Genomic DNA, 13,041 nt, shown 5'->3' on the forward strand with positions numbered 1-13,041 from the left:
GGAGGTCACCCCTTCATCCCGCTCGTGGCGATGCCCTGGATGAAGTACCGCTGCCCGATGAGGAAGATGGCCAGGATGGGGATCACCGAGATGACGGACCCGGTCATGATCATGGCGTACTCGGCGTCGAACTGGCCCACGAAGGAACGCAGCCCCAGCTGAACGGTCCAGAGCCGGTTGGAGGTGAGGTAGATGAACGGGCCCATGTAGTCGTTCCACGTGTTCACGAACGTCAGCAGTGCCAGGCTGGCCAGCGCCGGCTTGGACAGCGGCAGGATCACCCGGGCCCAGATCCCGTATTCGCTCAAGCCATCGATCCGGGCGGCTTCGCACAGTTCATCAGGGATGGTCATGTAGTACTGCCGCATCAGGAAAACACCGAATGCGCCGAACGCCTGGAGCAGGATCAGGGCGTTGAAGCTGTTGGTCAGGCCCAGGTTCTGCATCATGATGTACTGCGGCACCATGTAGGCCTGCCAGGGCACGGCGATGGTGCCGATGTAGCAGAGGAACAGGACGTCCCGGCCCGGGAAACGGACCTTGGAGAAGCCGTAGGCTGCCAGCGATCCGGTGAGCACCTGCAGGAAGGTGATGATCACGGCCAGGTACAGCGAGTTCTGCAGGTACCCCATCATGGGGATCCGGGTCCAGATGTCCGTGTAGTTGCTCCACACGAACTCGCTGGGAATCCACTGGATGGGCACCGTGAGGACCTGGTTGTTTTCCTTCAGCGAGGAGGAGACCATCCAGATGAACGGCACCATGAGCGCCACCACCAGCACGGCCAGCACGGCGTAGATGACAAGGTCTGTGGTGCGTTTTTTCTGCTCCCGCGGTGAACGGCGGCGTTCGGTGCGGCGGTCCTCTTCGGCGGTGTTCGGGGGAAGCCCGATTCCCAGGAGCCGGGACTCGGCCTTGAGGTCTTCGGCCATGTTGGTCATCAGCGTTCCCTCCGCTGTTGGATCTTGAACTGCAGGACGGTGACCGTCAGCACGATCAGGAACAGCACGAGCGAGATCGCGGACGAGTAGCCGAACTTCCCCTCGCCGATGCCCTCCTGGTAGATGAGCTGGGACAGGACCGTGGTGGAGCGGCCGGGACCGCCGTTGGTCATCACCACGATGAGGTCGAAGACCTTGAAACTGGAAACCGTCAGCATGACCACCACGAAGAACGTGGTGGGCCGCAGCGACGGAATGGTGACGTTCCAGAACCGCTGCCAGGCGCTGGCGCCGTCAACCTCCGCGGCCTCGTAAAGTTCCGAGGGGATGGCCTGCAGGCCCGCCAGGTACAGCACCATGTAATAGCCCATGTCCCGCCAGACGCTGGTGATGATGACGGCGGGAAGTGCCCAGTCCGAGCTGGAGGTCCAGCCCGGCGCGTTGGCGATGCCGATCGCGTGCAGGAACTGGTTGATGGGTCCGTTGTCCGGGCTGAAAAGCATGTTCCAGACGACGGCGACGGCCACCAGGGAGGTGATGTACGGGAAGAAGATGGCCACCCGGAAGAAGCCGATGCCTTTGAGCTTGCGGTTCAGCAGCATGGCCAGCAGCAGGGCCAGGGCCATGGTCAGCGGCACGTGCCCGATCGCGTAGACCACGGTGTTCCGCAGGGCCACCCAGAAGGAGTCGCTGGCCAGCATCCGCTGGAAGTTCGCCAGTCCCACCCATTTGGGGGCACTGAAGGAGGTCCATTCCATGAAGGAAAGGGCGAAGGCGGCCAGCACCGGGATGAGCGTGAAGGCCAGGAATCCCAGGAAGTTCGGCAGGATGAACGTCCAGCCGATCAGGGTGTTGCGCCGCGCCTGTTTCCGGTTGCCCCGGCCGGGAGCCGGGGCTGCAGCGGGCGCGGCGGCCGGGGTGATGGTTTTGGTTGTCATGGCTGCCTGTTACTGGCCCAGGACTTCGCTCTTGACACGCTTGCCCATCTCGGCGATTCCGTCGGCAACCGACTTCTCACCGACCATGATGAGGTCGTGCTCCTGGTTCAGGATCTTGTCCGTGGCCGCGGACTTGTCGCTGACCGGCATCTCCAGGGCGGTGCTGTCCGGCGCGAATGCCTTCTTGGACAGGGCATCGGTGGGCATGCCGTCGAGCTTGAAGTAGGCGTCCGTCACGGCGTCGTCCTGGAGGGCCGGGACCACGCCCACCTTGGAGATGGCCTTGGCTCCTTCTTCGCCGGCGGCCCACTCGATGAACTTCCTGGCCTCGTCGGAGTGGGTGGCGTTCTTGTTCACGGCGAAGGCGGTGGGGGAGCCGAAAGTGGTGGTTTTGCCGTTCGAGTCCTTCTGCGGCATGGGTGCAAGGCCCCAGTTGACGTTGGTCTTGCCGTCCTTCTTGGCCTGCAGCAGGCCGGCGATGTACCAGGTGCCCATGGGCATCATGGCAGCCTGGCCGCTTTCGAACATGGTCCGGTAACTGGTCTTCTGGCTCTTGGCCGTTGCGTAGTCCAGGGAGGCGCCGCTCTTCTGCAGGTCAAGGGCCATGGTGTATTGGTCCTTGAAGTAGCTGTAGTCGCCGCTGTTCTGGTCCTTGCCGTTCTGGGCCGCGGAGATGGCTTCCACCACCGAGCGCCAGATGTGCTGGTAGGTACCGTAGACCTTCTTGCCGTCGGGGGCGGTGCCGCTGAGTTTCTTGGCGATCTCGGCGTACTTGTCCCAGGTCAGGTCCTTGGGGTCGTCGATGCCGGCCGCCTTGAAGAGGTCCTTGTTGTAGTAGAGCAGCCAGAAGTCCTGGCGGTACGGGGCCGCGTAGTACTTGCCGTTGATGTTGAATGCGTCAAGGGTTGCCAGCTTGTCCTTGCCCACGGCGTCCACCACGTTGTTGATTTCCTGGAGCTGGCCGTTGTTGGCGTAGCGGGCATAGTCGATGACGTTCTTCATGGTCAGGACGTCGGTGGTGTCGCCGCCGGCCAGCATGGTGGTGACTTTCTGCGGATAGTCGTCGGCCAGGATGTCAACGGGTTCGATGTGGACGTTGGGGTGGCTGGCTTCGTAGCCGTCGAAGAGGGCCTTGAATTCCGGTGTCCCTGCGTAGTTCCACACGGATACCGTCAACGTGGTCTTGCCGTCCTGGGCCTGCGGTGCCGTGCCTGCGGCCCCGGCGCATCCGGACAGGCCGAGACCTGCGGTGACGGCCAGCGCCATGGCGGTGAAAGTCCTGCGCTTCATTGCGTTCTCCTTTGAGGTTTTGGTTGTGTGCGGCGTGAGGTTGTTCAGGCGCTGAGGGAGAGGTCTGCTGAGACCACTTGCGCCGCGAGTTGCTGCCCGGTCAGGTAGCGTTCAAGGTCGTTCAGTGCTGCATCGGACATCCGCCGGGTTTCCGTTCCCAGGGAGCCTGCGATGTGCGGAGTGATCTCCACGTTGGGAAGGTCGTAGAGAATCGAGTCCGCCGGGAGCGGTTCGGGTTCGGTGACATCCAACAAGGCCTGGATCCGGCCCGTGGCGCACTCGGCTTCGAGGGCCTTGGTGTCCACCAGTGAACCCCGCGCGGTGTTGATCAGTGTTGCGTGGTCCTTCATGGCCTGCAGCTCGGCGGACCCGATCATGTGCCGGGTTTCCGGCAGGGCCGGGGCGTGGACCGTGACGATGTCCGAGGACTCCAGCAGCTCCTGCAGGGACACCAGTTTCCCGCCGGCGTCCGCCACGGCCGCGGAGTCCGCATGGGGATCGCTGACCAGGCAGGTCACGTCCTGCAGCTGCTGGACCAGCCGGACCACCCGGCGGCCGATGCGGGAGAACCCGATCACGCCGATCACCCGGCCGATGTTGCCCAGCTCCCCGCGTGACGTGGCATAGCCCCAGTCCTCGCGGTGGATGCGTGCGTCGTTCGCGAGCACGTGGGCCTTCTTGCCGGCCAGCACGATCGAAGCGAAAGTGAACTCGGCTACCGGGATGGCGTTTGCGTCGGCGCCGTTCGTCACCACGATGCCGCGATTCCACAGTTCCGGAGTGACGAAGCTGCGAACTGTACCGGCACAATGGAACACCGCACGCAGGTTGGGCATCCGTGCCAGGGCAGGCGCGTCGAGGCGGGGCACCCCCCAGCTGGTCAGCAGGATTTCGACGTCGGCCAGGTGGCCGGTGATCGCCGGGTTGTTCAGGGAATCGGTCCACGGCGCTTCGCCCAGGTCCACCAGGCCCGCCAGCCGGTCGAGCCGGAGGGAATCGAACTGGTCGGCAAATGTTCCCTGGTTCATGACCAGCAGGGCCTTGGGTTTACGCGACATTCGGGCCTCCTTTCTTCATTGGTTGGAGAGCGGATCGGGCCGCTGTTCATGTCTTGCATCACATCTAACAATCAGTACATACTCATGAACAAGACAGAACAACCAAGATGATCTAGATCACCCTTAAACGATCATGATCGAACAACAGAATCGATTTTTGATGCCTGTTCCGTTAATCCCCGGCGCGGCAACGCCGCCCGGCGCCCCCCTTGCATCGGCGTGGGGGACGCACTCCCGGCCGGATGAGCTGCTGCGCGCCCTCGAGGGCGCGGAGGCCCGCATCACCGTCCGCCCGTCAGGCGATCGAGCCTGGCGCGCTGTGTCCGGAACCAGCCTGGCGGCGCTGCAGCATCAGGCGGTCCTGGAACACGGAACGCCTTGGCCGCAACCGCTGGTTTCCCACTACGCGCGCTACTTCCGTGACGGCAACCGCACCGCCTACGAGGATCTGGTGGCTGCCAGGCAGCAGAGACTCACCCGAGCCGTGGTGATGGCCCTGACCGCTGCCGACCGTGATAAAGCCGACGGGTGGCTTGACGATGTTGTGGACGGCGCCTACCTCCTCTGCGAGCAAAGCTCCTGGTCCTGGGCGGCACACGACGACGTTTTCCGCTGCTCCGGGGACGTGGTTCCGGACCGGGGGCGGCCGTTCCTCGACCTGGGCGCCGGCGAGGTGGCCGCCCAGCTGGCCTGGCTTGACCACGTCCTCGGTGCCCGCCTGGACAGCCGGGCGCCCGGCCTGCGGAAGCGCCTGCGCGAGGAGACCCACCAACGCGTGATCGAGCCCTTCCTGGAACGGCTCGACTGGCACTGGCTGGGCGTGGACGGTGACGTCCACAACTGGAATCCGTGGATCCATTCGAACCTCATCGTCGCGGCGCTGTTCCTGGTGGACGATTCCCGCCTGCAGGCCCGGGTCCTGGCCCGCTGCATCGAGGGGATGGACCGTTTCCTGGCCGCCATTCCGGCGGACGGCGCCATCGACGAAGGTTTTGCCTATTGGTGGAATGGGGCGGGCCGCGCCTTGGAGGGCCTGGCGCTGCTGGAGGAGGCCACCGCGGGCGTCCTCAGTGCCGGCTTGCCGGTGATCCGGGAGCTCGTTGCCTTCCCGCACCGGATGCACATCGGCGGCCCTTGGTTCCTGAACGTAGCGGACGGGCCCGCACGCGCCGCCACGGCCCTTCCGTGGGACATGCTCCACCGCTGGGCAGTGCGCCTGGGGGACGATGACGCGGCACGGCACGCGGCCTCGATGCTCTCCGGGGCGCCGGATGCGGCCGCCGGGTTGGGCCGCGTCCTGCATTCCCTGTTCCGGAGTGCGTCGGCGCCCGGGCGTCCCCAAGGCGTCAATGGCGCCTTCCCGCTGGTGCCGTTCACCTACCTGCCGTCGGTCCAGATCATGGTTGCCCGGGAAACGGCAGGTTCCACCCGCGGCCTCCTCCTCGCCGCCAAGGGCGGCCACAACGGCGAGCACCACAACCACCGCGACGTCGGATCCGTGGTGGTTGCCGTCGACGGCACCCCCTTGCTGGTGGACGCCGGCCAGCCCACGTACACCGCCAAAACGTTTGGTCCGGACCGCTACGATATCCGCGCCATGCAAAGCAGCTGGCACAACGTCCCTGCCCCGTTCGGCATGGAGCAGGGAACAGGCAGCGGGTTCGCCGCCGAAGTCCTCGCCGTGCCCACGGCGGAGCAGCCACGACTCCGACTCGCCCTGGGGGCAGCCTACGGTCTGCAGCCGCACCAGTGGATCCGCACGTCCACCCTGGACCGTGCCACAGGCCGGGTCACTATTGCCGATCGCTGGGACCTCCCTGCCGGCCCGCACAGTGGAGGCCCGCAAGCTCCAGTGCCGGACGGAGCGGCGTCCGACGTCGACATCACGTTCCTGGCATCCGGCACCGTCCGCGTCGGTCCGGCGGGCAGCGCGGAAGTCCACCCGGCCGGTATTCCCGGCACGGACCCCGGAGGCACCGCGGCAACCGGGCGGGGAGCCGCCTTGCGCTGGGAGCCTGGATCCGCCGTCGTCCTCGTGGATGAATGGCACCTGGAAGACCCGCTGCTGTCCGCCGTCTGGGGACCGAAACTCACCCGCCTGCGCTTCCGCGCGCCAACCCCGCCCGGCGCCCCAGGCGCATTCACCCTCACTGTGGAGGCAACACCATGAGTCCGGATCCATCCGCTGGCGCGGAAGGAAAATCGTTGTTTTCCCTGCAGCGCCGGGAACGGCTCATGGAGGAGCTGCGCGCCCATGGCGCCATCACCGTCAGGGACATTGCGGCGCGGTTCGGGGTCAGTGAGCTGACCATCCGCCGCGACGTGAACACCCTGGCGGATGAAGGGCTGGTGTCCCGGGTCCACGGCGGCGCCACGCTGCCCAGCCCGCTGGACCGCACCGCGGCGGGCCGGCCGGCCAACCACAGCTACTCGATCGGCATGGTGGTCCCGTCGCTGGACTACTACTGGCCGCAGGTGATCAGCGGGGCGCGTGCCGAAGCGGAAGTCCAGAACCTCCGGATCCTGGTCCGCGGCTCCGCCTACGACGCTGCAGACAACCGGCGGCAGGTCCAGGCCCTCCTGGATACCCAAAACATCGACGGACTGATCGTGGCACCGGACATGGGCGGGGAGCACGGGCAGGAGCTGCTGCGGTGGCTTAACGCGCTGCCCATCCCGGTGGTGCTGGCCGAACGCCGCTCGCCGCCCGAGGTTCCGGCGCACCGGCTCGAGTGGGTGGCCACGGACCATGCCTTTGGCGCCGGCATGGCCGTACGGCACCTGTGGCAGGAAGGGCACCGGCGGATCGGCTGCCTGACGGACTCCTCCAGCCCCACCAGCCCGCACGTCGTCCGGGGTTGGCAGCAGGCCCTCACCGCGCTCAAGATTCCAGTCCAGGGAGCCGTCCTCGAAGACTCCGTGAAACAGGTCAACGGTGACCGGGCACAGCACTTCGACCAGGTGCTGGCACTCTGCTCCGCAACCGGTACCACCGCCATCTTGGTGCATTCGGACACCCAGGCGGTCGCATTCGTCCAGCACTGCGTGGACCGTGGACTTGCCGTGCCGGGGGACATCGCTGTGGTGGGATATGACGACGAGGTGGCCTACCTCGGCGAACCCGCCATTTCAGCCGTCCGCCCGCCCAAGCAGTACGTGGGCAAGGTGGCGGTCCAGCTCGTGGCCGCCCGGCTCGCCGAGGGCCGGATGCGGCCTGTGCACCGGGTGGAACTGAATCCCGACCTGATCTTGCGTGATTCATCGGTGGGGGCGCCGCGCGCTGCCACGGGTGCGCTGCTGGACTCGCCGTAATCACGATGCCGCTCCGCGGGCCGCCCACTGCCCGGCCCGCGGGCAACACACACCCCTAGGAATCCATGCCTGTCCCTGCACGTCCCCTCGCCCTTGTCCTTCCGCCGCTGGACCGGGACTTGTCGCCCTTCACCGGCCTCACCCGTGAGCACTGGTGCGCCTACGCGGACCACCTGCTGCGCTCGGCGCACAGATTCGCCACCGACGACCACGCCAACCTGTTCCTGCCGGGCGCCACCAGCGCCTACGGTCGCCGAAGCGACTCGCTCGAAGCCTTCGCCCGCACATTCCTGCTCGCCTCCTTCCGGATCGCCGGAGACCCGGAGGGCACCCGCTGGCTCGCGGACTGGTACGCGGAAGGGCTCGACGCCGGCACCGACCCCGCCAACCCCGACCGCTGGCCCACGCCGGGCGAACTGGACCAGGCCAAGGTGGAAGCCGCATCGCTGGCCGTTGGACTGGCCCTGACCCGCGACGTCCTCTGGGACACGTTGCCCCGCCGGGTGCAGGAACAACTGATCGCCTGGTTCGAGACGGTGATTGGTGAAACCTACCCACCAATCAACTGGGTGTGGTTCCAGATCGTGGTGGAGATCTTCCTCGCCGGCGTTGGCGGCAGGTCTTCGGATGCCGATATCGACGCCGGCCTGGCCGTCCATGACTCCCTCCACCGCGGCCACGGCTGGTTCGCCGACGGGCCGGAGCGCGCGTACGACCACTACGTGGGCTGGGCCTTCCAGGTGTATCCGCAGTTGCTGCAGCTCATGGCGCCCGGGGATCCCCGGGTGCAGGCGCGGGCGGCGCTGGACGGCGGCCGGCTGGCGGACTTCCTCGACGACGCCATCCACCTGGTGGGGGCGGACGGCGCGCCCCTGGTCCAGGGCCGCAGCCTGATCTACCGCTTTGCGGCGGCAGCCCCGTTCTGGAGCGGCCAGCTGCTGGGCCATACCCGGTTGAGCCCCGGTGTCTCGCGGCGGGCAGCGTCCGGTGTCCTGGCCTATTTCATGGGCCGTGGGGCGACGAACGACGACGGCCTGCTCACCATTGGGTTCCACGGCGAGTTCCCGGGCATGAAGCAGTCCTACTCCGGCGCAGGTTCGCCCTACTGGGCGGCCAAGGGGATGCTGGGCCTGGCCCTTCCGGCGGACCACCCGGCGTGGACCGCCGTCGAGGAGCCGTTGCCGGTGGAGACCGCAGACACCCGGCTGTTCATCCCGGCCCCGGGCTGGCAGGTGGATGGCACGGCAGCGGACGGCGTGGTCCGGGTCCGTAACCATGGAACCGACCACGCCAACCCCGGAACCCGGGTGGCTGATTCACCGCTGTACGCACGCCTGGGTTACTCCACGGCCACCTTCCCGGACCTGGCGTCCGAGTCCCTGGACAACGCGGTGGTGTTCGCCGATGCCGGCGGGCGGCTGACGCACCGCACCGGGTTTGATTTCCTGGGCCAATTCGGCGCCGGCGGGGTGCAGGTGGGCGCCTCCCGTGCGGCCACGCACTGGATCGCGATCGATCCCGACGGCGGTCCGGACCACGGCAGCGGAGCTGCCGGGGTTGCCACGCCCGGTCCGGAAGTGACGGTTGTTTCGGTGACGCGCGGCGCCGTCGAGCTTCGCCTGGTGCGTGTGCGCGGGGCGTCCGGGGCGGCCGCGCGGCTGCGGATCGGCGGGTGGCCGGTCCCCGCCGGGTCCACGCTCAGCAGTGTGGTCCGTCCCGTGGGCTGGGGGCAGGACCTTGACGACGCCGGCACGTGGCAGTCGGAGGCGCCGCACCCAGTGGGGGAGCAGGTGGCCATTCCGTGGGCCGGCACCGCCGGTCCGGCGGCTGACGGAGATTACGCGGCCGTCGTCGGACTCGGCGGGAACGGACTCACCACCGAACTGGACGCCGCCGGCTTCCGCGGGGACGGCCTGTTCGTGTTTGCCGACGGCACTCCCGTGGACCCCGCCGCCGTGTGGGCTCAGCTCCGGCCGTAGGTCCGGCACCTTCCGCACGGGCCCACTGCACCTCAGGACGTTGCGGCGCCCTCGGCCGGATGTGCCGCGGGCGGCGCAGCGGCCTCGTGCGGCGCCGCCTCCGATGGCGCCGTGGCCCCTGCCGCGGCGGGCTTGATGTTCTGGTTCACATGGAAGAAGTTGTCGGGGTCGTACTTCGCCTTCAGGTGGGCAAGCCGCGCATAGTTCGATCCGAGGGTGTCCTCGATCCGGGACTGGTCGTCGGCGTCCTGGAAATTAAGGTAGCCGCCGGGCTCGGAGAACTCGTGCAGCGCGGACCAATATTCCCGGACCCAGGCAATGTTTCGCTCGTTTTCCGCCGGGTCGGGCCACTGCGCCGCGATGACCGGCGCAAAGTCAACGTCGCGGTACGCGAACGCGGTGGCCTCGGGCGCCACCCTCTGGACCGCCCCGTCGATCGGATAGAAGTGGTTGGCCGAGTGGACGCTGGGAATACCCGGTGCGTACTCGACGGCGGTCCGCAACGCCTCGTCGCTGAGGGTGCGGAGGAAATCAGCCTTCCAGTAACCCTGCAGTCCCGGAACGCCGCTGAGTCCGTCGAACATGACGTTCAGCGCCGGGTACGGCATGGGTGCGAAAAAGCTGCCCAGCACCGTCCCCGCGTCAAGCATCTTCTGCCAGTGTGCCGGTCCCGCGTCAAGATCGCCCGTCCACATGCCGGCAATCACGGCCACCGGCTTCCCGTGCCATTCTTCGGGAAGGAACGGGACCGGCGGTCCCTGGTGGAATCCAAGGAAGGCCCCCATCTCGTCGGGCTCGGCGGCGATCCACTCCCGGTAGGCAGCGCCCACCGCGGCACCGGCCGATGCATCGAAGAACATGATCCCCACATGCACCATGTCCACCGGGTGCAGCCGGAATTCCATCGACGTCACCACGCCGAAGTTGCCGCTTCCGCCCCGCAGCGCCCAAAAAAGGTCCACGTTTTCCGCTTCGCTGGCCGTGACGAAGGTCCCGTCGGCAAGGACCACGTCCGCTGATGCAAGGTTGTCGCAGCTCAGCCCATACTTCCGGGAAAGGTAGCCGATGCCCCCGCCGAGCGTGAGGCCGGCGACCCCGGTTGAACCGATAATCCCGCCGGTACTGGCCAGCCCGAACGCATGCGCAGCGTGGTTGTAGTCCGCCCACGTGGCGCCGGGCTCCACCCGGGCCAGCCGTGCCGCGGGGTCTACGCGGACGCCGCGGCGGGCCGAGAAATCAAGGACCAGGCCGCCGTCGACCGTCCCAAATCCCGGGGCACTGTGTCCGCCGCCACGCACGGCGACCTCGATCCCGAGGCCCCTGGCGAACCGGACGGCCGCCAGGACGTCCGCCACCTGCGAGACCCGCAGGACTGCTGCCGGACGGCGGCTGATCATGCCGTTGTAGACGAGGCGCGCGGCCTCATACTCGGCGTCGTCCTCTTCGATGACCTGCCCGCGGACCTGTTCGCGGAGCACGTCGAAACGTTCGCTACCCATCACAACTCCAGATATTTGTGTCGAAGACCAGGGGCAGCCGGCTCCATACAGGGCCCAGCGGGGGCCAGCATGATGATTCTTTCGGTATACGCCTGGCCTCTGGCGGGGTCAAGGGAGCGCCGGTGCCATCGGCCCGGTCCGGGCCGCAGGGGCCGTTGGACCCTGTCCTGCCCGCCAACACCCCCTCTACTGTGTAACCGAACACGTCACCGCAGCAACGCTTAAGGGGATCGAATGACCCGGATATCAGTCGTCACCGGCGCCGCCTCCGGCATTGGCAAGGCAACCAAAGAGCTGCTGGAGCAGCGGGGCGGCCGCGTCATTGGCGTGGACATCCACGGCACTGACGTGACCGCCGACCTTTCAACCCCCGCAGGGCGGACAGCGCTGGTGCAGGGAGTCCGGGACCTGGCGGAGCAGGTGGACGCCGTGTACGCGGTGGCCGGCCTGGCCACCCCCACGCCGGCTACCGTGGCGGTGAATTTCTTCGGCACCGTCGCCACCCTTGATGGCCTGCGCCCGCTCCTGGCCGGATCCCCTTCCCCGCGGGCCGTGCTGGTCTCCTCGATGGCCGCCCTGATGCCCAGCGACCCCGACCTCGTTTCCCTGCTCACGGCAGGGGACGAAGCGGCGTCGCTTGCCCGCGCCGAGGTCCTGGCCCGGGAACCGGAAACCACAGGGGGACTCATCTACGCCTCCACCAAGCTGGCGCTCTCACGCTGGGTCCGGCGGCAGGCAGCCACCCCGGAATGGGCCGGCGCAGGCATCCCGCTCAACGCCGTCGCCCCCGGCATCATTGCCACCCCCATGACGGCGGGCCTGATTGACACAGCCGAAGGCCGGGAAGCCCTGCTTGCGATGGTCCCGATGCCGTTGAACGGCATCGCCGAACCGATCGCCGTGGCCCGCCTGCTGGCCTGGCTCGGCGGCGAGGAAAACACCCACCTGTGCGGCCAGGTGGTTTACATCGACGGCGGCAGCGACGCCGTCCTGCGCGGCGACTCCGTCTGGTAACCCCCAAGCCACCCATGCTGCACGGCCTCCCGGCCTGATCCACGGCGTCGGCGCGGGACAGGCGCCCCGCCCCGGCCGTGGGGCTATGGTGGTGCCTATGCGAAGGTGCGCCGATGGCTGATGGACTGACGACGGGCGCCTTGGAGTGCCTCTACACGGGAACCGTCTGGGCTGAAGGGCCCCTGTGGGTACCCTCGACGCAGACCGTGCGCTGGAGCGACATTCCCAACAACCGCATCCTGGAATTCGACCCCGCCACCGGCGCCGTCCGCGACTACGCGCAGAACGTCGAATTCACCAATGGGCGCACGCTCGACCACGACGGCAGCGTGGTGCAGTGCAGCCACGGCCGACGCCGGGTGGAACGGGACAGGAACGGCACCGTGACCGGCCTGGTTGATTCCTTCCGGGGCCACAGGCTGAACTCGCCCAACGACGTGGTCATTGCCGGCGACGCGTCCATCTGGTTCACCGACCCGCCCTACGGCATCCTTCCCGGCACCACGGAAGGGCACGAGGGCGAGCAGGAATACGGAGGCTGCTACGTGTTCCGTCTCGATCCGGCGTCCGGAAACCTTGACGCCGTGATCACCGACCTCGTGCACCCCAACGGGCTGGCGTTCTCCCCGGACGAGACTGTCCTGTACGTAGCGGACACCGCCGGGCCCAGCCACGGGGTGCCGCTGAGGATCGTGGCCTACGACGTTCGCGATGCCGCCTGCGGGCCCGGCCGCGTCGTGGTGGAACTCCCCGACGGGCGGCCAGCCGACGGCCTCCGGGTCGATGTCGAGGGCAGGATCTGGACCTCCGCAGGCCCCGCCGTCAGGATCTACTCACCATCTTTCGAGCTGCTGGCTTCCATCGACGTCCCGGAGACGGTTTCCAACCTCTGCTTCGGCGGCCCGGACGGCCGGGACCTCTATCTCACCGCGACCACCAGCCTGTACCGGATCCGCACCAGCACCAGCGATGCGGCCGGCCGGAACATTCCATCAACCCACCCCTGAACG

General features: G+C 67.5%; 10 protein-coding genes. 5 read left to right on the forward strand and 5 right to left on the reverse strand.

Translation table 11 applies throughout. The features are described 5' to 3' along the window. Window positions 1–5: 5 nt before the first annotated feature. The 4 genes from DFO47_RS09350 to DFO47_RS09365 are packed head-to-tail and all read right to left on the reverse strand — an operon-like array spanning window position 6 to window position 4,227. Window positions 6–941 carry a carbohydrate ABC transporter permease gene (locus DFO47_RS09350; protein WP_133831485.1) on the reverse strand — a complete coding sequence of 312 codons (936 nt, stop codon included), beginning with the start codon at window positions 939–941 and terminating at the stop codon, window positions 6–8. Next, window positions 941–1,879: a sugar ABC transporter permease gene (locus DFO47_RS09355; protein WP_018761190.1), complete on the reverse strand. Its 939-nt coding sequence runs from the start codon at window positions 1,877–1,879 to the stop codon at window positions 941–943. Before DFO47_RS09355 ends, DFO47_RS09350 begins: the two co-directional genes overlap by 1 nt. A 9-nt stretch (window positions 1,880–1,888) precedes the next feature. Further along, a complete protein-coding gene (locus DFO47_RS09360) occupies window positions 1,889–3,169 on the reverse strand; it encodes a sugar ABC transporter substrate-binding protein (RefSeq protein ID WP_133831486.1) in 1,281 nt (426 codons plus the stop codon). Window positions 3,170–3,213: 44 nt separating this feature from the next. Next, a complete protein-coding gene (locus DFO47_RS09365; RefSeq protein WP_133831487.1) occupies window positions 3,214–4,227 on the reverse strand; it encodes a hydroxyacid dehydrogenase in 1,014 nt (337 codons plus the stop codon). A 160-nt stretch (window positions 4,228–4,387) separates the two neighbouring features. Between DFO47_RS09365 and DFO47_RS09370 the strand changes: the two genes are divergently transcribed. From DFO47_RS09370 to DFO47_RS09380, 3 genes are all read left to right on the forward strand, one after another. Then, window positions 4,388–6,397 (forward strand): heparinase II/III family protein, encoded by a 2,010-nt coding sequence (locus tag DFO47_RS09370; protein ID WP_243835427.1) that lies wholly within the window; start codon window positions 4,388–4,390, stop codon window positions 6,395–6,397. Beyond that, on the forward strand, window positions 6,394–7,539 hold the full coding sequence (locus tag DFO47_RS09375; RefSeq protein ID WP_133831488.1) for a substrate-binding domain-containing protein: 1,146 nt from the start codon (window positions 6,394–6,396) through the stop codon (window positions 7,537–7,539). The genes DFO47_RS09370 and DFO47_RS09375 overlap by 4 nt, the downstream gene beginning before the upstream one ends. A 65-nt stretch (window positions 7,540–7,604) precedes the next feature. Further along, window positions 7,605–9,518, forward strand: coding sequence for a DUF2264 domain-containing protein (locus DFO47_RS09380; protein WP_133831489.1), 1,914 nt, complete (start codon window positions 7,605–7,607; stop codon window positions 9,516–9,518). Between the two features lie 32 nt (window positions 9,519–9,550). On the opposite strand, the gene DFO47_RS09385 is transcribed toward DFO47_RS09380, so the two are convergent. Continuing rightward, the gene (locus tag DFO47_RS09385; protein ID WP_133831490.1) at window positions 9,551–11,017 is read right to left on the reverse strand and encodes an FAD-dependent oxidoreductase; all 1,467 of its coding nucleotides are present in this window, start codon (window positions 11,015–11,017) and stop codon (window positions 9,551–9,553) included. 234 nt (window positions 11,018–11,251) lie between these two features. On the opposite strand from DFO47_RS09385, the gene DFO47_RS09390 reads away from it, so the two are divergent. After that, window positions 11,252–12,031 (forward strand): SDR family oxidoreductase, encoded by a 780-nt coding sequence (locus DFO47_RS09390; protein ID WP_109044665.1) that lies wholly within the window; start codon window positions 11,252–11,254, stop codon window positions 12,029–12,031. 113 nt (window positions 12,032–12,144) lie between these two features. Continuing rightward, window positions 12,145–13,038 (forward strand): SMP-30/gluconolactonase/LRE family protein, encoded by an 894-nt coding sequence (locus DFO47_RS09395; protein ID WP_133831491.1) that lies wholly within the window; start codon window positions 12,145–12,147, stop codon window positions 13,036–13,038. Window positions 13,039–13,041 lie beyond the last annotated feature (3 nt).

The sequence above is a fragment of the Arthrobacter sp. AG258 genome (assembly GCF_004364695.1).
In the GTDB taxonomy this organism is placed as follows: Bacteria; Actinomycetota; Actinomycetes; order Actinomycetales; family Micrococcaceae; genus Arthrobacter.